Annotated in this window: 12 protein-coding genes; 6 read left to right on the top strand and 6 right to left on the bottom strand. The window is 38.2% G+C overall.

Features of this window, described 5'->3' with window-relative positions; genetic code table 11:
• The first annotated feature begins 78 nt into the window (after positions 1 to 78).
• The gene (locus HMJ38_RS21315; protein WP_194976470.1) at positions 79 to 1,428 is read left to right on the top strand and encodes a sigma-54-dependent transcriptional regulator; all 1,350 of its coding nucleotides are present in this window, start codon (positions 79 to 81) and stop codon (positions 1,426 to 1,428) included.
• Here HMJ38_RS21315 and HMJ38_RS21310 read toward each other — a convergent pair.
• The 4 genes from HMJ38_RS21310 to tsaD all read right to left on the bottom strand — a co-directional run bounded on the left by HMJ38_RS21310 (position 1,418) and on the right by tsaD (position 6,224).
• Entirely contained in the window at positions 1,418 to 3,952 is a 2,535-nt protein-coding gene (locus HMJ38_RS21310; RefSeq protein WP_228780193.1) for an ATP-binding protein, read from the bottom strand. The two genes, HMJ38_RS21315 and HMJ38_RS21310, sit on opposite strands and share 11 nt — an antisense overlap.
• A 93-nt stretch (positions 3,953 to 4,045) precedes the next feature.
• The gene (locus HMJ38_RS21305; protein ID WP_194976469.1) at positions 4,046 to 4,552 is read right to left on the bottom strand and encodes an HNH endonuclease; all 507 of its coding nucleotides are present in this window, start codon (positions 4,550 to 4,552) and stop codon (positions 4,046 to 4,048) included.
• Between the two features lie 53 nt (positions 4,553 to 4,605).
• Positions 4,606 to 5,073, bottom strand: a complete 468-nt coding sequence (gene smpB, locus HMJ38_RS21300; protein WP_194976468.1) for an SsrA-binding protein SmpB — start codon at positions 5,071 to 5,073, stop codon at positions 4,606 to 4,608.
• A gap of 146 nt (positions 5,074 to 5,219) precedes the next feature.
• Positions 5,220 to 6,224, bottom strand: a complete 1,005-nt coding sequence (tsaD, locus tag HMJ38_RS21295; RefSeq protein ID WP_194976467.1) for a tRNA (adenosine(37)-N6)-threonylcarbamoyltransferase complex transferase subunit TsaD — start codon at positions 6,222 to 6,224, stop codon at positions 5,220 to 5,222.
• Positions 6,225 to 6,236: 12 nt separating this feature from the next.
• Here tsaD and HMJ38_RS21290 point away from each other — a divergent pair, with 12 nt between their 5' ends.
• From HMJ38_RS21290 to HMJ38_RS21270, 5 genes are all read left to right on the top strand, one after another.
• Entirely contained in the window at positions 6,237 to 10,856 is a 4,620-nt protein-coding gene (locus tag HMJ38_RS21290) for a translocation/assembly module TamB domain-containing protein (RefSeq protein ID WP_194976466.1), read from the top strand.
• A 255-nt stretch (positions 10,857 to 11,111) separates the two neighbouring features.
• A complete protein-coding gene (locus HMJ38_RS21285; RefSeq protein ID WP_194976465.1) occupies positions 11,112 to 12,413 on the top strand; it encodes a cryptochrome/photolyase family protein in 1,302 nt (433 codons plus the stop codon).
• Positions 12,410 to 13,360, top strand: a complete 951-nt coding sequence (locus HMJ38_RS21280) for a Smr/MutS family protein (protein ID WP_194976464.1) — start codon at positions 12,410 to 12,412, stop codon at positions 13,358 to 13,360. Before HMJ38_RS21285 ends, HMJ38_RS21280 begins: the two co-directional genes overlap by 4 nt.
• Positions 13,361 to 13,362: 2 nt before the next feature.
• Positions 13,363 to 14,196 carry a hypothetical protein gene (locus HMJ38_RS21275; RefSeq protein ID WP_194976463.1) on the top strand — a complete coding sequence of 278 codons (834 nt, stop codon included), beginning with the start codon at positions 13,363 to 13,365 and terminating at the stop codon, positions 14,194 to 14,196.
• Between the two features lie 88 nt (positions 14,197 to 14,284).
• On the top strand, positions 14,285 to 15,280 hold the full coding sequence (locus tag HMJ38_RS21270; protein WP_194976462.1) for a bestrophin family protein: 996 nt from the start codon (positions 14,285 to 14,287) through the stop codon (positions 15,278 to 15,280).
• Between the two features lie 430 nt (positions 15,281 to 15,710).
• On the opposite strand, the gene HMJ38_RS21265 is transcribed toward HMJ38_RS21270, so the two are convergent.
• Together HMJ38_RS21265 and HMJ38_RS21260 are read right to left on the bottom strand one after the other, a co-directional pair.
• Positions 15,711 to 18,080 carry an ABC transporter permease gene (locus tag HMJ38_RS21265; RefSeq protein WP_194976461.1) on the bottom strand — a complete coding sequence of 790 codons (2,370 nt, stop codon included), beginning with the start codon at positions 18,078 to 18,080 and terminating at the stop codon, positions 15,711 to 15,713.
• Positions 18,081 to 18,142: 62 nt separating this feature from the next.
• Positions 18,143 to 20,503, bottom strand: a complete 2,361-nt coding sequence (locus tag HMJ38_RS21260; protein WP_194976460.1) for an ABC transporter permease — start codon at positions 20,501 to 20,503, stop codon at positions 18,143 to 18,145.
• Positions 20,504 to 20,649 lie beyond the last annotated feature (146 nt).

Raw genomic sequence — 20,649 nt, 5'->3', positions numbered from 1 at the left:
TATTGATTACTTAAAAGCACCGGGTCCTTTCCCGGTGCTTTATTTTTGTCTACTTTTAGTTAAAATTTTTATTCTCGCATGCGAAAAATTTTATTGGTAGAAGATGATATCAGCTATTCCAGAATCATTAAGAATTTTCTGGATAAAAATGGTTTTGAAATCGTCTCAAAAGAAAAGATTGCTGAAAGCATTTCTTTCCTAAATACCAACCAAGTCAATCTGATTATCACTGATTATAGGCTTCCTGATGGTACAGGTTTGGATATTTTGAACTTTAGTAATTCCCTGTCCAAACCCATTCCTGTTATCCTGATTACCAATTATTCTGATATCAGGATTGCTGTCAAAGCAATGAAGATCGGTGCTGTAGAATACATTACCAAACCCATCAACCCCGATGAATTATTGGCCACTGTGAAGGAAACACTTTCGGAGGATCCTAGACCGAGGTCAATGACTTCACCTGAAACTACAAAGGATGATTACATCATTGGCAATATTGAAGCCTCTCAGAAACTTGAAGCGTATATTTCATTGGTAGCGCCTACGGACCTCAGTGTAATTGTACTTGGTGAAACAGGCACGGGAAAAGAATACATATCCAAAAAAATCCACCTCCTATCCAATAGAAATGCCGGTCCATTCATCGCTGTAGATTGTGGCGCATTGTCCAATGAACTGGCTGGAAGTGAGCTATTTGGGCATATCAAGGGTGCATTTACCGGAGCTACAGACACAAGAACCGGACATTTCGAAACTGCGAAAGGCGGGACCATTTTATTGGACGAGATTGGCAACCTCAGCTATGACATTCAAATCAAATTATTGAGAGCACTCCAAGAAAAAACAATCAAAAAGACTGGTAGTAACACTGAAATTCCAATTGATGTCCGGGTCATCGCCGCTACCAATGAAGACCTTCAGATTCAGGTAAAGGAAGGCGAATTTAGAGAAGACTTGTACCACCGCCTCAATGAATTCAGCATTACTGCACTTCCTCTAAGGGAACGCGGAGAGGACTTGATGATTTTTGCTCAAAATTTTTTGACTCAAAGCAATCTCAAACTTGGGAAGAATGTAAAGGGATTTTCTCCTGGTGTGGAAAAGATTTTTAAAAAATATCCTTGGCCTGGAAATCTGAGGGAATTGAAAAATATTATCCGTAGATCAGTATTGCTTTGCCAAGCTGAATTCATTGATCAGGATATATTACCGGAAGAATTAACGAGAGTAAGTAAAATTGATCATTTGCTTCCGGATGAACTGGAAATAAAAAATTCCTTGAACAGCCATGAAAAGGAATTGATCATAAAAACCTTGGAAAAAGTGAAATTCAATAAAACCAAAGCAGCAAAACTTTTGGGTATAGACAGAAAGACTCTCTATAATAAAATGGAAAAGTATGCTATTCGACCAATTAACTCTTGACAGGTTGGTTTAAATCAGATTTAATTTTTTCCATGGCCAATGTAATTTCAACTATCAAATCATTGACCTGATTTTCAATCCCCTCAGAATTCCCATTTTTGAGTGACATCTCTATATTTTTTGCTTTAGACCATGCACCAATTCTAATCTGAGCCAATCGACTTGAAAGCTGATGGGTAATTTCCCTTACTTTGTTAAGGTTCTGTAAAGAAGTTGCGGTTTCTAATTGCTTTAAATCTGCTTCGGTTATGTTGATCAAATCCAAAAGAACCTCCCGAAGCATTTCTTCATCTCCCATACAAAACTTCATTAAATCAGAAAGATCATAGGAACTATCTGATTCATTTTCTCCAACAGTTTTGATAATCTCATCTTGTCCTGATTTGCTCCCAACAAGAGTCACCAATTTTCCAATACTAGATAAGAGCTGTTTTTCATTGAAGGGTTTCAATAGTAAAGCATTAAAACCTGCTTCGGTCAGTGCTTTCTTTTCATCCGCAAATACATTGGCGGACATGGCTAATACAGGTTTTGGGGAGTTTGTAAAATTAGATTTCAAAATTTTTAAGACTTCGAAACCACTTATCTCGGGCATCTGAATATCAAGAATGGCAAGGTCAAAATCAGTGTTAGGATAGTTATTTTTGAAATTCAACCCCCCAAGATATTCCTCCACTTTGGCACCTTTTGACTCCAAAAGTAATTTGATGAGTTTTAATCCAATAGCATCATCATCAACCACTAAAATCTTTTTATCTACCAAAGTATATACCAAAGCATCTTCCTTATCAAGTACCTTTAATCCTACTTCTGTCAATTGTATTGGCAACTCAACTGTAATGATTGTGCCAACTCCCAATTTACTTTCAACTTCCACTTTACCTTTTTGCAGATCAATCAGTTTTTTGATAATTGACAATCCTAAACCGGTTCCACCGAATTTTCTGGTGATAGAAGTATCACCCTGCTTAAATTCCTGAAAAATATTTTCCTTGACTTCCTGGGTCATTCCCATTCCTGTATCCTTGATCAGAATCAGAAGTTTTTTTGCTGAATCGAATCTGACATTTACCTCAATCCCCCCTTCCTGGGTGAATTTGATGGCATTGCTCAAAAGATTACTCATGATCTGATTGATCCGTAACTGATCTCCAATAAGCCATTTGTCTTTGGGCAAATCAATTGTCCAGTCAAAATACAATTTCTTCTCTTCGGCTTTAAAAGCAAAAAAACTTTTGATGGATAAAAAAAGCTTGAAAGGGTCAAAAGGCTGTTGTTCAATTTGTATTTTACCTGCCTCAAGTTTAGAAAAATCCAGAATGTCGTTGACGATTGAAATCAAAGTATCCGAAGCAAAGCCTATCATTTTTACAAATTCCTTTTGCTGATCGGAAATGTCCGATTGCTCCAATGCATTTTGATATCCTTGGATAGCATGTAGTGGATTTCTAATCTCATGGCTCATATTGGCCAAAAAATCCTGTTTTGCTTTGGCGAGATTATCTGATTGTTTTTTGGCTTCTTCAAGCTTTTCTCTGTATGTATTTGCTTTTTTGACTTCATTCAGAATACTATAAACCAAACCAAGGGAACCTACAACTCCTAAAAATACCAACAGTGCCAAAATAAAAGAAACTCTATAGGTAAGATCATATGCTGATTGATTTTGACTTTTATATTCTATCAGCAAATCACCTTGCATTTTGGAGATCAGATCCTGAATCTGGGAAAAAACCTCTTTGTTTTTATCCAAAAGCCTACTTTCAATCTGGACAAAATTCTCCTGAAGCTTTTGCTCGTCTTGATACATTCCTGCAACAAAACTACGCAGTGCGAGAAGCGTCGACTCAGTATTTGCTATTTTCGAAATTGAATCCAAATTTCTGGATTCTTCAAAATCCCTTACGATTTCAATGAGGCTTTCTTCTATTTCAGATTTAACAGATGGTGATACAGATCTATTCTCATTTACTGCATTTCTATTTTCCTGTTGACTTCTTGGTGATATTTCAGAAAGGAAATCCCTGTCTTTTATTTTTCCTAAAAATTGCATTTCATTCAACTCATCCTGTCGCTGAATTCTTCTTTCAATATTGATAAGAGCTTCCTCACTGAAATTTCTGTTGGTGAGATTATACCTCAATTCTTCCAAACCGGCATATACTACCATCAATTCACTGATGTTCAACCCAATTCTTTCAAAAGTTTGCACCTCCTCGGAATCTTTAGAATTTTGATTCAACCAATCCAGTCTTTTTTTTACCCTATCCAAGGTTTCCTCCAAAACAGAATCTTTGTCGGAAGTTCTCTCCGTTTTGGACATATCCAAAAGATATACATCAGCCATGAGGCCATTGATTTGACGGAGTTTTTCATTTGGCTCTGATAAGTTTTCGACCGTGTTCAATAATTTACTGATACTGAAATAAGTCACCAAACTGACACCAATGACCAAGAAGGCTGCAAGAACGAAGCCCATGATGACCTTACTCCCAACCTGATATTTACTTTTGGATCTGATCAAAACCTATTTTTTTTTACTGAGAATCAAGACAATAACCATTCCTAAAGAATGAAATTCAAATCATATTATCAAACAAAACAAATTGTCCAAAACCTAAACTGTCCTGAGCTCCAAAAACGGCATCCATTCCTCAGCATGTCTTTCTGCATACTCTGCCAAAAAAAATCCTAAAGTGGGTCGAAAAGGTTCTGTTTTCAAAAGCATCCCTGCCTGATCTGGGGTTTTGTCCCCTTTTATCACATTGCAGCGATGACAGGCAGTGATAAGATTGGTCCAATTAGTTTTTCCACCTTTTGATCGGGGAATGATATGATCAATTGTCAATTGCTTTTTGGAACCGCAATATTGACATTCGTTGCTATCACGTCTGAAAAGATTGGTCCTGTTGAGTAACACACCTTTGTAGGGTATGTTTTTGTATTGGTTGAGACGGATAACTGCTGGATACCTGAATTCCCTTGAAACAGTCCTTACTACCAAAGATTCATAAAAACTCAGGCAGCTTACTTTATCCATAAAAGTCAAAACGAGCGCCTTTTGCACGGTGACTACGGCAACTGGGCTATGGTCTAAATTCAATACCAAAACACGTTTCTCCATAATTGATTTATTCTCTCTTTGAACGGAAAAACGAGCTGTGTAAAGGGATTGTTTTAGAATTCAATTCGGTTCATTTCCCTTTTTACGTCTTTTTCCTTTATGTCTTGTCTTTTATCGTGCAGTTTCTTACCCTTAGCAAGTGCTATCTCCAATTTTGCCAAACCTTTGTTATTGATAAAAATCCTGACAGGAATGATAGATAGACCTTTTTCAGAAAACTTGGATTCCAATTTATCGAGTTCTTTTTTGTTTAGCAAGAGCTTTCTTTCTCTGACTGAATCATGGTTGTAACTTGCCGCCATGGAATACGGAGCGATATGCATTTGCTTTATATACAGTTCGCCCCTTCTAAAGTAACAATAGGCTTCTGTCAAAGAGACCTTTGCTTCTCTGACTGATTTTATTTCGGTTCCTGTCAGCATCAATCCCGCTACATAAGTATCGACAAACTCAAATTCATGGCTTGCCTTTTTATTTCGGATATTGATGATCTTATCAAATTTATTTTTTTTCACTGTCATGATCTAGTTAACTCGATTCTCTTCTAATTGCTTCTCTAACCCTGCCCACCGCAACTGAACACTGCCCACACTGACTGTCTACTGAAACTTCCTCCTTCAAACTGAACTCTACCCGCTACTGAGAACTGAACACTTCAAACTGAACGCTACAGCTTCATCCTCGCTTCAGGTACCACTTCCAAATCGCTGAACTCTCCCTTCAGAAACTTGTAATGAGCAGCCATGGCTATCATTGCGGCATTATCTGTGCAATATTCGAATTTTGGGATATAAATGTTCCATCCAGATTTTTTGGCTACATTGGCTAACTCATTCCTCAAACCTGAATTGGCCGAAACACCCCCTGCTATGGCTATTTCTATGATCTGATATTCTTTTGAAGCTTTTTTCAGTTTCTGCATCAGCATTTTTATAAGTGTAAATTGAATCGAAGCACAGATATCCGCTAAATTATCTTCTATAAAGGAAGGGTTTTCTTTGATCCTATCTCTAAGAAAGTACAATACGGCAGTTTTAATTCCACTGAAGGAAAAGTTTAATCCCGACATATCAGATACCGGAAACCTGAAAGCTTCGGGATTGCCTTCCTTGGCATATTTGTCTATCAAAGGGCCACCGGGATACGGTAAGCCCAATAACTTAGCAGTTTTATCAAAGGCCTCTCCAACAGCGTCATCGGTGGTTTCTCCTATGATTTCCATATTGAGAAAATCCTTTACCAGCACCAATTGCGTATGGCCACCACTTACTGTCAAGCAGATAAATGGAAAATTAGGTTTTGGGTCATCAATAAAATGAGCAAGGATATGGGCTTGCATGTGGTTGACTTCAATCAAAGGCAATCCCAATGCATAGGCAAAAGACTTAGCAAATGAAACACCAACTAATAAAGAGCCTAATAATCCGGGTCCCTTGGTAAAGGCAATGGCTGAAAGTTGGGATTTGTCTATACCAGAAGATTGGATGGCTTCATGGATAACGGGAATCAGGTGTTGCTGATGGGCACGGGAAGCAAGTTCAGGAACTACCCCCCCATATTTTTCGTGTACAGATTGCGTGGCGATAATATTATTAAGTATTTTGCCATCAGAAATTACCGCTGCCGACGTTTCATCACAGGATGATTCAATGGCCAGAATATTTATCCTCATTTCAATTATTCCTTGGAAAAGAACCCGAAAGTTACGGAAAAAATACTGAAAGCCTTAAGGGTCATCTTCAGGTTGGTTCTTTTCATTTTGCTTGGAATATTGTTAATAGCGGCTTCCCTTCAAATCCCCTATGTACAAACACAAGTAAGCAAGGCTTTGACTGGCTATATCAGTAAAAACACCGGCTTTGAAACCAGCATATCAAAAGTAAGAATCAGATGGTGGGATGCTATCAGCCTCAATGATGTGGTCATTTACGACCATCGAGATAGTCTGATGGTAGATTTGGAAGAAGTATATATTGATTTTTCTATTGGAGGTCTTTTTGATCGTGAAAACCCCTCTCTCGATCAGATAAAAATGGAAAATGGGAATGTTCGCTTACTTTTCCATACCGATGAATCATATCTCAATATTGCCGAATTCTTCAGTAAGATCAATGATCTGCTTCCTGCCAAAAAAGATCCTACCAAAAAGTCAGGTAAATTCTCCATTAGCAACATTTATTTCAAAAATACATCCTTGGATATCATCAATTACAACGCTGTACCAATCATAGAAGGGTTTGATTATAACAATCTTTTATTCCGAGATCTAGTGGCAGACGCAGATGATTTTTATACCGAGGGATCCACCATTGGCATGAAGGTGAATTATCTAAGGGGCTTAGAATCTACCTCAGGGTTAGTATTTCAACAACTGAAAACAGATTTTACCTACGCTCCCACCTATATGGAGTTTGACAAGTTATTTTTGCGTTCAAATAAGACGGAAATCAAGAATTATCTCAAGTTTAGCTATGATTCAGCGGGATCTTTGTCCAATTTCAATGAAGAGGTGATGATCTTGGCCCGGTTGGATGAATCCGTTTTGGATATTCAGGATCTTAAATATTTCACGGATCAGATTCCGGATTTTGAGGACAGGATTTTTCTAAGTGGAGACATTGAAGGTACTGTTCAAGATCTTTCATCAGAAGAATTGTTGATAAGATTTGGACAAAGGAGCGCATTGTTTGGGAAATTCCAAATTGAAGGATTACCTGATATTGACAATACTTTTTTTCAAATGTCTCTGTTGAATTCAGTATTGAACAGCAATGACCTGGCACCTTATATCAGTGAGGAAGCAAAGCAGGACCTGAACAAATTCAGGGACATCCGATTTGATTCAGATTTTTCTGGATACTTACATTTTTTCACTGCGAATGGAAACTTCAGAACAGGTATTGGAGATGTTATTGGCCGATTGAATTTCAGATCAGATCAGGGCGAACCGACATTCAATGGCCGATTGGAAACCAAAAATCTTGATTTGGGAATCCTTCTAGATGATAGAGAAAGATTCCAAAAAGTCACCATGACAGGCAGGATAAAAGGTACAGGACTTAACCTTGAAACATTCATTCTTGAAGTGGATGCAAGTATCAAAAGTGCCGGCATCAAAGGCTACAATTATGTAAATATCCAAACCGACGCTACCTATGGCAGGGACCTGTTCAGAGGACAGATTGTTGTCAATGATCCCAATTTAAAGGGTGAGGCAAGAGGAGTCCTTGATGTCAGGGATGGCAAGGATTCTATCCGGTTAAATGTCAAATTGGATACCGCCTTTCTAAAAGAACTTAAATATATTGAAAATGATGGTTTTGTAAGTGGCAATATAGACATCGATACCAAAGGCATTACTTTGGATGATATAGAAGGAATAGCACGTTTCAGCGATGTGAAGCTCAGCTATGAAGGCAGGAATTTGTATGTAGACAATTTCTTTTTCCAATCATTATTTACCGATGAGTCAAGGGTGATTTCCTTTAATTCAGATTTGTTGGTGGCAGGGATTTCAGGAAATTTCAAAGTCCAACAATTACTGACTGATGTCCAAAATCTCAGCATGGAATATTTTTCCATTTTGACCAATTCAGAAGAAAAAGCTTCTCTTAGAACTTATAAGAGTCCTGAACCCTACAGCATAGACATCAACCTTAATTTCCTGGACATCAATCCTATAATTAACCTATTGGAACCAAGGGCAACTATTTCCAAAAACACCTTGATAGAGGGTGCATTTTACCAGACTCCTGACAATGCCGTACTCAATTTCTTTTCAAGCATTGACAGTATTTATTTTGATGGAAATTTTCTTTTTAACACCAACCTTGATTTCAACACTTCCAAAATCAACAATAGCAATGAAGTATTGGCGTCATTTTATATTTTTTCTAAAAAACAGGAACTGAATACGGGTCTAACCTTCAACGACTTGGCCATAGAGGCGATTTGGGATGAATCAAATATAGATTTCAGCTATTCGCAGGATCAATTGGCCACAGGCAGCTACGTCAGGATCAAAAATGAAATTAAAATTTATCCCGACCATACCACTATCATTTTTGAACCTTCCGAATTGAAAATTTTGGATAAAAGCTGGAGTTTTGATCCGGAAAACAGTATCTACATTGCCAATAAATCTTTTCTATTTGACAATATAAAACTTTATAACAATCAACAATTCATTGCACTCAACGGAACAGTCAGTCCAGACCCTGAAGATGTTCTTGGACTAGAAATAAAAGATGTAAACCTGGACTTTTTCAATACCCTAAGTGTAAAGGAATTTGAAGGAACTGCTAATGGTAATTTTGGGTTGACAGATTTTTATGAAACCTTCGGAATCAATGGTCAGCTGAATATAGATGATCTTTATATCAATAGTTTTCTTGTAGGGAATATTGAAGCAGCAACATATTTTGCAGATAAGCTGGTCAACTTGGAATTGACAAATACAAGAGAGGGTAAAGATGTCATTTCCATCAAAGGCTATTTGGGAAGTGAAGATGATCAATTGGAATTAAAGGCCAATTTGAATGAAGCTAATCTTACTATTCTTGAACCTTTCCTGTCAGACTATATTACCAATTTGGGAGGGACTGTCACCGGGGTTTTCGATATAGAAGGTTCTTTACAGTTTCCAATTGTAACGGGAACTGGTAAAGTAAATGCCGGCAGACTTAGGGTCAACTACCTCAACACATTCTACACCATTGATGGCAATTTGGTATTCAATCCCAGCGAGATCAATTTCAGAGAGCTCAATATTTTGGATACCAATGGAAACAGGGCGAGGATGCGAGGTGGCATTTCACATGATTACTTTTCTGATTTAATTTTGGATATCAGCACTAACCTTGAAAATTTCCAAGTGCTAAACACAGGCGCCCGGGACAACGAGGTTTTCTATGGAACAGCCTATGTAACGGGTAGTCTTGATATTTTTGGAGCTGCCAACAACCTAGACATCACTGCAAGAGCGACATCACAGCCGAGCACCAGAATATTTATTCCTTTTGGTTCTACCAGTGTGCAAGCACAAGAAGACTTTATCACGATTATCAATGTAAGGGATACTGTCAAGATGGTCGAACCCCAGGAGACTGTTGAAAAGCTTGCCATTCAGAATGTACGCATGAACTTTGTTTTTGACATTACTCCTGATGCCTATACAGAAATCCAAATTGACCCAAGAACAGGTGAAAATATCCAAGGTCGGGGCAGAGGAGTGCTGACTATGAACATAGATACCCAAGGTAATTTTTCCATGCAAGGCAATTATGAAATCACCGAAGCCAAATATAATTTTTCACTTTACAACATAATCAGAAGAGAGTTTATTGTACAGCCGGGTGGTCGGATTTCCTGGTTTGGGGATCCTTATGAAGGAATAATGGACCTCAGGGCTTATTATCAGGAAAGTGTTTCTTTGCAGAACCTACAAACGAACCAAAATGCCTCACTTGAAGATCCTCAAATGAGAAGGAGATGGCCACTAAAAGTAAATATGGACTTGAAGGGCAAATTGCTTTCCCCAGATATTACTTTCAATTTTGACTTCGGAGAGTTCCCTTCTGAAGGTAATGTGCAGACTTATATTTCAGCATTTCAAAATAGGATTGCCAATGACGAGCAGGAGAAAAACCGTCAGGTTTTTTCAGTCATCATGATGCGTTCACTTTCACCTGAAGGCCAATTCAGTGGTGTCAGCAATATTGCCACTTCCAACCTCAGTCAACTATTATCATCTCAGCTGAACAGTTTCATAGCCCAGGTAGACCAAAACCTAGAGGTGGATATTGACCTTGCAAATCTAGATCAAAATGCCCTTGAAACATTCCAATTACGGGTAGCATATACATTTCTGGATGGTAGGTTGAGGGTCACCCGTGATGGCGGTTTTACGGATCTTCAGGGCAATGCCGACCTGAACAGTATCGCAGGTGATTGGCAGGCAGAATACCTGCTGACAGAGGATGGTCGCTACAGAATGCGGATTTATAACCGCAATAACTTCAATACCTTTACGTCCCTTTCCTTGGCTAGAAATGTCGCCACATACGGTGTTTCTGTATCCCAAAATTTAGCCTTTAATTCCTTTGGCGAATTGTGGGATAAAATAAAAAGTAAAGAACGTGAAAAACTGAGAATAAATGACACTGATGACTTTTTAAGATATCAGTTTGAGGAAGAAATGGACTGGAAATCTATACCCTTAAATGACCTTGATAAGCGAATTAGTAATTTGGATTACCAAATGGATCAGCCCAATAAAAATTTAAGAAAAGAGGATGAAGATTGAAACAATTCCACTGCTTGGGTAATTAATAAAGTGGTTATCCAAAATCATGAAATTGATCAATTTTATCCAATCCTAATACATCTGATATTTTTGGATACCTGCCCATCAGTCGGGTTGGATATTTATGGATAGTAAATTGACATGCATTTGCCTACATCCGATGCAAATTGATTAATTAAACCATATTTGATTTAATCATCCTAAATATGATTTGGATTGCGGATGACAAATCCGCCTAAAAACATGTAAAAGAAAATGGAAAAAGTTAGCATATTTTGGTTTAGACGTGATTTAAGGTTAGAGGATAACACCGGGCTATATTATGCCTATTCCCAAGAAAAAAATGTTTTACCGTTATTCATTTTTGATCAAAACATCCTTGAAAAACTGGAAGAGAAGCATGATGCTAGGGTTGGTTTTATACATGCGCAGATCAAAAATCTGAGTGATCAACTGAAAGAATTTGGAAGCGCCATAATGGTCAAATATGGCAGACCCTTGGAAATCTACAAGGATCTGATGTCAAACTATGACATTCAAAATGTATACACCAACAGGGATTATGAACCTTATGCAAAAGAAAGAGATGCTGAATTAAAAAATCTTCTGAAAGAAAATAAAATACAGCTTTTGGATTTCAAAGATCAAGTCATTTTTGAAAAAGAAGAAATAGTCAATGGAAGCGGTGAGTTCTATAAAGTATTCACTCCATATAGCAGGGTATGGTTAGACAAGTTCAATAAGTCATCTATCCAACTATTGCTGTTGGATAAAAAGAAAAACAATTTTTTCAAGTCAGACCCTATTCCGATTCCAACGTTAGAAGAAATGGGGTTTGAAAAATCCGATATAGAAATCCCCCCCTTGGAAATAGATAAGCCTTTGATCAAAAAATATGACGCACTGAGAAACTTTCCCGCACAAAAAGGCACAAGTAGACTTGGAATTCATTTAAGATTCGGAACTATAAGCGTGCGAAAACTTGCATTGGAAGCCGTCCAATTAAACAGCACCTTTCTGAATGAATTGATCTGGAGGGAGTTTTATATGATGATTTTGTACCACAATCCGAAAGTTGTGGACAGGGCGTTTAAACCACAATACGATCAAATTCCCTGGAGAAATTCAGAGGAAGATTTCACAAAATGGTGTGAAGGAAAGACAGGATACCCTATCGTGGATGCAGGAATGCGGGAATTGAATTCCACAGGCTACATGCACAATAGGGTACGGATGATTGTGGCAAGTTTTTTGACAAAACATCTTTTGATTGATTGGCGATGGGGAGAAGCGTACTTTGCGAAGAAATTACTGGACTTTGAACTTTCATCAAATAACGGAGGATGGCAATGGGCTGCGGGAACGGGGACAGATGCCCAGCCTTATTTCAGGGTTTTCAATCCGGAATCCCAGACAGAGAAGTTTGATAAAGAACTGAAATATATTAAAAAATGGGTTCCTGAATATGGGACCACAGATTATCCCAAACCTATGGTTGATCACAAATTTGCCAGGGAAAGGGCGATAGAAACTTATAAAAAAGCATTGAACACATGAACATAGGAGACAGGGTAAGGTTGCTGCATGGCAACGAAGAGGGAGTTATTACCAAAATATCATCAGGTGGTAGAGTGGAAGTAGAAATTGAGGACGGTTTCAGAATTCCCGTGATGAAAAATGAAATTGCGATTATTTCCGCAGTGGAAGGACAATACTTCGGAGGAGAAAAAGCCCCTGTTATAGATAAGATCGACAGCAAGCAAACCCCAAAAAGTGCTAAAGAAGAAGGATTGTTTTTGGCCTATCTCCCTATCAATGACAAAGACCACAGCATTTACTTGTGCAACAATTCCGGAAGGGAGTATATGGTCTTGGCCTCAGAAGTATATGGCGGCAACAGTCAAACCATCATTGCTGAAAGAATACAGACAAGGTCCAGTAAGAAGTTAGGAGAAAAATCAATTCGGGATTTTGAGGAATGGCCTCCCTTATTGATCCAATTTTTTCCAATACATCCCAAGATCGAAAAAACCCAGCCGTCTTTTGAACGTCGCCTTAAATTTAAAGCTTCAGCTTTTTTCAAAAGCAAAGGTATAGTTCCCGTGTTGGATAAATCAGGATATGTTTTTAAGGTTTCAGATCAGGTCAAAGAGATAGACATCAAGCAACTCAATGAGGAACTTAATCCACAAACCAAGGAAGCAAAGATCACTTTCCAAAGACCTCCGAAAGAAATAGACCTTCATATTGAACAACTGACCAAAGACCACTTCCTGATGAGCAACAGTGAAATGTTAAAGCTTCAAATGGATACTTTTGAAAAAAATCTCAATTATGCAATGGCCTCTGGAATGGATGAAATTTCTTTTATCCATGGTATCGGAAATGGGGTACTCAAAAAAGAAATCCACAAGTATTTGAGTCAATTGGGAAATATTAAGTATTTTCAGGACACACAAAAAAGCCGCTTTGGCTATGGTGCAACTTTGGTCAGAATATCCTAAACATGCAAGGAAAAATCTCCCCGATTTTCAGACATTTTCATATTCAATTTGAAGAAGCGAAATCGGCCTTCTCTTCATTGGGTAAACAATTCAAAGGAAAAAAAGCCATTGAACTGGAGCAAAAACTTATTTTTTTGGAGATATATATTGATCTGATTTCAAGAATCTATTTCAAAGAAGAAAATCTTAAATTCCAACTATTTTCGCCTTTCAAGGATTTATTTAAAGGGCTGAAAAAAGTTAAGCACATCAAGATGGTATTGGACCAAGTGAGATTGCATAATATAGACCAAAACATGGCTTTCAATACTTATATCAAATCGCTGGAATCCGACAAAAAGAAGCTTTATGCAGAAGTATATGATCTCATTGTCAGCACTCCTTTTCAGATTTGGGATAAATTGTATGAAGAGGCTTATGAATATAGCAAAGGATTAAAGCCTTTGATGATCAATACCGCAACAACCCAAATCATCAATGAAGAACTTGAATTTTTCAACCTTGAGCACAAAAACAAAATGGATAGCAAAGCTTTGAAAGATATCTATGAAGGTCTTCGGGTCATTATTGCTTTGGAAAATTTAAGGATAGAATCCGGTTTCAACTCAATTTTCGTGGAGGAGGTTCATGGACATATGGGAGGATTAAGACAATCGCTTTTGGACTGGTACCAAAACCATCTTTTTATTCAGCATTTATCATTCTACCTGACCGACAAAGAAAATATCGCTAAAAAATACCTTGACCTCCTTTCTCGACTTCAGACAAATAAAAAGTCCCATACACACAAGGTGGTTGAGAAATGTAGGTATCTCTTTGATAGAATTTTAGAATGACCCGTATAAAACCGTTAATTTTTCATTACATTCAATTTTCTGGAATGATGGGAAAGATTCAGAAGATTGTTTAAAAGATATATTTGATATGTATGTAAAAAGACATTATAGTTTTTATATGACTTTAAGGTGGTCTCGAAAATCAGTGTATTACGGGCTATTGTACTCAACCTTAATTGTCATTCTATACGAACTCTCTGATTGGGAATTCACCCTGCCCTGGGAACCAATAAGCGTTATCGGTATTGCAGTGGCTTTCTATCTTGGTTTTAAAAATAACAGTTCCTATGACAGGACCTGGGAAGCAAGAAAAATCTGGGGCGCCATTGTCAACGACAGCAGAACATTTACTACTGCCATTCTGACTTTGTTAGATGCTAAAGATGAGGATGAAGATAAACGGCTTAAAAAGTCTATCATCTATCGTCACCTTGCCTGGATGCATGCCCTTAAATACCAATTGCGACAAAAGAAAACCTGGGAACACGATGAGGACCCTACTAGATTGGTTTTTACTCCGACTTTCAAGGAAACCTACACAAACGAATTGGTAGATGAAATTAAATATTTTATCAGCAGTTCAGAATGGGATACTTTAAAAGTCAAAAGCAATATTCCTTCACATATCCTAAAAAAACAGACAGAAGTAATCCAGGAACTAAAATCCGGAGGTTATATCTCTGATTTTAAACAGGTTTGGTTACATCAGATCATTGGTAAGCTTTATGACAACCAAGGAATGTGCGAAAGAATCAAAAACTTTCCTTTACCCAGACAGTACGCCTCCACCGCACTTTGGATGAATTACGTCTTTTGTGCGTTGATTCCCTTTGGCCTTTTGAATATTTTTGAAGCCTCTAGAGTGTTGCATGTCTGGCTGACGATACCTTTTGGTGGATTGATCATCTGGATATTCTTCTTAATGGACCGGATCGGCGATTATTCCGAAAATCCCTTTGAAGCAGCCTACAATGATGTTCCCATCTCGTCAATTGCGCGAAGTGTAGAAATCGACCTTAGGGAAATGCTTGAAGATGAAAATATTCCCGCACCTTATCCGGTTGAAAATGGGTTTTTGATGTAGGGTTGGATGTACCAAGTACAATGTACCAAGTATTAGGTTAGAAGTAGAATGCAAGGAAGTATGAGATTGAAAGTCATTGCCCTAACTCCCCAACCTTCAAGGAAGAAGCATGTCTTGTCTCTTGGTGCTTGTCTCTTGGTGCTTGCCTCTTGGTACTTAGTACTTTGTTCATTGTACAACTTCTTCCCTCATCCCTAACGAGATTGCCACGTCGCAGAAGAACTATTTAAAATATCAAAGTTTCCCAAGTGCTCCCTACCTAAACCGGCAGGCAGGATCGCAATGACGCATCACCTTCAGCCCTCATCCATCATCCTTTCTCCTTCCTCCCTAAAAAGATTGCCACGTCGCACGAAGGATTATTCAAAATACCAAAGTTTCCAAAGTGCTCCTCGCAATGACGCACCACGGTCATCCTTCATCCTTTATATCACTCACTTTTTAAAGTAGAGGCAGGATTCACTTGCGCAGCTTTAAGGGCTTGTAGGGTCACCGTCAGATAAGCAATGGATAATATGACTCCTGCTGCCAGTGGGATAAACCACCATTCAAAATCAATCCTATAGGCATATCCTGCAAGCCATTCCTGCATGGCCCAATATGACAATCCTGAACCTAAAAGAATCGAAACGGCCACAATTGCGATAAACTCTTTATTGATCACGTTCAATATGGAAAAAGTGGTAGCGCCCAAAACTTTCCTGATGCCTATTTCCTTTGTTTTCTGCTCTGCCACATGGGCTGACAATCCCAAAAGTCCCAGACAGGAAATCAATATTGTCAGTATGCTGAAATACTTAGCCAATTCTCTGACCTTAACATCTTCACTGTACATTCTTGCATAGTTCTCATCCATAAAGGTATACTGGAACGGGAAATCAGGGTTGATTTCCTCAGCAAGATTCTGAATAGACGCAATGGTATTTTGAATATCATCAGTACCGACTTTGATAAAACAAGTTGATGCAAAAGATGGGTCAAGTAAGATAATGACAGGTTCCATTGCCTGATGGAAACTCTGAAAATGAAAATCGTCCACTACGCCTGTGATAGTTCTGTCATCTCCCCAAAGGTTGAAGGAAGTTGCTCCAGGGTTATTTTCAACGATCAGTTCATAGGCTCTTCTATTGATGATGGCACCTTGAATGGAGTCTGCACCTTTCTCTCTGGAGAAATCTTCCCCCTTAATCAAATGGAAACCCATAGTTTCCAAAAATCCATAATCAACCCTCATGATTTCAAACAAGGCATTGAAATCAGGATCCTTTCCCTCCCAATTGACACCTCCTGTGTTGGAGTTTCTTCCCAATAAAGAATGTGTTGTTCTGCTAATGGATTTTACTTCATTGTTTTGGTCAATTCGGTTTTTGAATACTTCATAATTGTCCATTAACTTTCCTTCCAAGGGTATCACTAACAATTGATCCTTGTCATATCCCAGATTTTGGTTGAGTGCGTAATTTATCTGCTGATAAACCACTACCGTCGAAACAATCAAGATCGTAGCAAGAATAAACTGAAAAGTTACAAGTCCCTTTCTTGCAAGGACCACTCCCCTACCTGCTTTGGTATGACTTCTGAAAACAGAAACCACCTTTGTTGCAGAAAGATAAAATGCCGGATAACTTCCCGCAATCAAACCCGTGAACAACATCACACCAACCAACTGAAGCCAGAAAACCCCATCTGAGTATGGAACTGACATGGTTTTTCCTGTCAAAGTATTGAATACAGGTAAAGTCAACTCCACCAGCAAAAGAGAAAATACAGTTGCAAAGAGTGTCATTAAAAGAGATTCACTCAGGAATTGATTGACCAAGGCACCTTTTTCTGCGCCCACAACTTTCCTTACACCGACTTCTTTGGCTCTTTTCTGAGATTTGGCTGTGGACAGGTTCATGAAATTGATACAAGCTATCAACAAAACAAACAATCCTATAATCGAAAACAACTTAACATATTCAATCTTGCCACCTTGCTGAATGCCATCTTTGAATTTACCATGGAGATACAGTTCAGTTTGCGGATAGGCAAAAAGTTTTACGTTACTGCCTTCATTCCTTTCCAATATAAAATCCTCGATACTCGCCGAAAATGCCTGCCAGTTCGACTCTTTGTTCAGCCTTACTACTGTACTCGGACCGTTATTTCCCCAATCCTTTAACCAATCATTATATGGTTTATCAAACATAAATCTGAAAGGAAGAATATATTCAAATTGGGCATCGGAGTTATCTGAAAAAGGTGCCAAAACTGCTTGGACAATAAATGAATTTTCACCTTCAGTTTCTTTCATGACTACTGTTTCCCCGATTACATCTGTCTTCCCAAATAGTTTTACAGCTGCTTCCGCAGTAAGTACAATATTTGTTATTTCCGCCAAAGATTTATTACGATCACCGTGAAGAATTTCATGCTGAATGATTTTCAAAAAATCTTCCCCAGCATAAAACCCATTTAGTTTGATCCTGGTATCCTCGACAACAAAAAGATTGTCTTGATTCCATGAATAGGTAGCAGCTGCCTCTATTTCCGGGTAGACTTCCTTAAGTTCATTTGCCAATATCCCAGGAGTAGAAGAAGTGGTAAATATCTCAGCGCCATAGCGCTGATGTTCCATAATCCTATAAACCTGATCAATCTCAGCCAAATTCTTATTGGTGTTTAGCTCTGATTTGACCCAAAGCCCTATCAGGATGGCTGCCCATAAGCCAAGCGCCAATCCAAAGAGGTTGATAAAGAAAGTTAGCTTATGCTTGGCAAAGCCACGAAGTGCGATTTTGAAATAGTTGGAGTACATGGAAGTTAAATATTAATAGTGATAGAACAAACTTTTAATATTGTCGAAATACGGTTAATAAATTACTCAGAACTCAGGGAATTGACCGGATTATTGCTAGCTGCTTTTAAAGCCTGAAAACTGACTGTAATCAAAGCAATCATCAGGACTATGGTAGCTCCTCCTGCAAAAATCCACCAGCTAAGACTTGTTTTATATGCATATACCTGAAGCCAGGAATTGGATAGATACCATGCCAAAGGCATTATTAATAAAATTGATATCAGAACAAGTAATACAAAGTCCCTCACGATCATATATAAAATGGAATTGATTGAGGCACCCAATACTTTTCTAATACCTATTTCTTTTTTCCGGTTTTCAACTGTAAAAGCTGCCAATCCAAACAAGCCTAAACATGAAAGGAAAACAGCAACTACCCCAAAATACTTAGCCAGTTTGGAAACACGTTGCTCCTGACTGTACAAGCTCTGAAAATCTTCATCCATAAAGCTGAAATCCATCTTTTGATCAAAAAGATCCTGATATAATCCCGAAAGAGCAGCAATTGAATTAGTTTGATTTTCGATGTTTATCCTTAGGATAATTTTTTGCATAAATGAATCGCCATACTTTAAAAAAGCTGGCTTTACAGTTTCTTTCAATGACTCGAAATGGAAATTTTTCAAAATCCCAATCACTTCCATATCATTTCCCCAAAGATTGACTATGGTACCAATTGGTTCTTTCAGCCCGATCACGCTGACAGCTTCCTCATTTAGGATAATTTTACTTTTTTCGTCTCCAAACTCTCTTGAAAATGACCTCCCCTCCAAAATCTCAAATTCCATAGTTTCGATCAAATCCATATTCACGCTAATATTCTCAAATTTGACCTGTTCATCAGGATTTTTTCCTTCCCAATGCAATCCAATAGTTGAGCTCATCAACCCAATCAATGGGTGAGCTATACTTGATGCATTTTCAACACCGGGCAATCCTCTTACCTGATTTAAAAACAGTTCTAGCTGGGCGTCAGAAATCGAAGAAGAATTCACTTGAAGCAAGTTGGATTGGTTATAGCCAAGATTTTGATTTTGGATAAAAGACATCTGTTTTCCTATCACTACAATCCCGATAATCAATAACAAGGAAATGGAGAACTGAAAAACGACCAGACCCTTTCTTGCCATAAGCTCTCCGAAACTTCCTTTAACATTGCTTTTGAGGATCTGAATGGGTCTAAACTTAGATAAATATAGGGATGGGTATATTCCCGCCATCAAAGCTGTCAACACCCAAATAGAACCAAGCAACAGGACCAAGCTTAAATTTAAATCCAGAACCATTTCTTTCATCGACACCTGATTGAAAAACGGCTGTAATAATTTGGCTAAAACCAGTGCAGAAATCATCGCAAAAAAACTGAGCAGCATGGTTTCAACCATAAATTGACTGAATAGCCCGCCACGACTTGCACCCATAGATTTCTTGACACCTATTTCTTTGATCCTATTCATGGTCCTAGCCGTGGTTAGGTTCATAAAATTGATACAGGCAATCATCAAAATAAAGAAAGCTATGGCTGAAAAAATCCAAACGTAATTGATCCTACCACCGACCACTTTTCCATCTTCATAGGTTCCATACAAGTAGGTATCTTCAAAGGACTGAACAAAAGGTGTTACATTGCTGTCTGCTTTTTTTCCTTTGATATAATCTTTTATCTGAAAATTGAAGCCATCTATATCTGTTCCCTCTCTTAACAACAGATATGTACCAGCGTTGAAATTATCCCAATGAGCACGATCACCGAGCATTTTCCTGAAATAGGGAAATGACATCAGAAATTCCGGCTTATCCACATCTTTGGACCCAAAATCCTTATAAACCCCACTTACCAGAACATCATTCCCAAATTCAAAAACAGACCACTTCAGGGATTTTCCCAAGGCCTCTTTTGTGGAGCCAAAAATCTTATTGGCAGTTGATTCTGACAATACAACTGCATTGATGTCAATCAAAGCTTGGTTTTTATCTCCTTCCAGAAACTCTATACTGAAGATATCCAAGTATTGCTGATCTACAAACAAGCCATCCGCAATCTGTATTTCTCCACCCTTATCAAAAGACACACCTTCTATAAAAGGGGAATAAGCTGCTGCCATTTCCACCTGGGCAAGATCAGCCTCCATGGCTTCAGCCATTTCAGCAGGAGTAACTCCTATGGTTACCATACCAGCTGAATTATCATGATTGGTGAAAACGGCATAAATCCTATCCCCAAGTGCATGATACCTATTGATACACATTTCATCCTTAACCCACAACATGATCAAAATCACAGTGGTAAGCCCCAAAGTAAGCCCCAGAAGATTGATCCCGAAGGTCATTCTGTGCTTCTTAAAACTTCTTAGGGCGGTTTTGAGATAGATGGATAACATGGTAGGAAGCTGGGGAGTGGGAAGTTGTAAAGGATGAAGGATAAGGGATGAGGGATGAAGGTAGAAGGTAGATTTTAAATTTTAGATTTTAGATTTAACCTCAGTATCGGGGTTTGGTTAGGACATATCTCCCCGGATTTCTCTTC

The organism is Aquiflexum lacus (assembly GCF_015476655.1).
GTDB lineage: Bacteria > Bacteroidota > Bacteroidia > Cytophagales > Cyclobacteriaceae > Aquiflexum > Aquiflexum lacus.
Note: the sequence above shows the minus strand (reverse complement) of the source record. Positions and strands in the feature narration are given on the sequence as shown.

What these genes read in the sequence shown, in the direction of transcription:
- HMJ38_RS21285 (WP_194976465.1), top strand. Translation starts at nt 11,112, where the DNA reads ATGGAAAAAGTTAGCATATTTTGGTTTAGACGTGATTTAAGGTTAGAG.
- HMJ38_RS21270 (WP_194976462.1), top strand. Translation starts at nt 14,285, where the DNA reads ATGTATGTAAAAAGACATTATAGTTTTTATATGACTTTAAGGTGGTCT.
- HMJ38_RS21275 (WP_194976463.1), top strand. Translation starts at nt 13,363, where the DNA reads ATGCAAGGAAAAATCTCCCCGATTTTCAGACATTTTCATATTCAATTT.
- HMJ38_RS21260 (WP_194976460.1), bottom strand. Translation starts at nt 20,503, where the DNA reads ATGTTATCCATCTATCTCAAAACCGCCCTAAGAAGTTTTAAGAAGCAC.
- tsaD (WP_194976467.1), bottom strand. Translation starts at nt 6,224, where the DNA reads ATGAGGATAAATATTCTGGCCATTGAATCATCCTGTGATGAAACGTCG.
- HMJ38_RS21305 (WP_194976469.1), bottom strand. Translation starts at nt 4,552, where the DNA reads ATGGAGAAACGTGTTTTGGTATTGAATTTAGACCATAGCCCAGTTGCC.
- HMJ38_RS21315 (WP_194976470.1), top strand. Translation starts at nt 79, where the DNA reads ATGCGAAAAATTTTATTGGTAGAAGATGATATCAGCTATTCCAGAATC.
- smpB (WP_194976468.1), bottom strand. Translation starts at nt 5,073, where the DNA reads ATGACAGTGAAAAAAAATAAATTTGATAAGATCATCAATATCCGAAAT.
- HMJ38_RS21280 (WP_194976464.1), top strand. Translation starts at nt 12,410, where the DNA reads ATGAACATAGGAGACAGGGTAAGGTTGCTGCATGGCAACGAAGAGGGA.
- HMJ38_RS21265 (WP_194976461.1), bottom strand. Translation starts at nt 18,080, where the DNA reads ATGTACTCCAACTATTTCAAAATCGCACTTCGTGGCTTTGCCAAGCAT.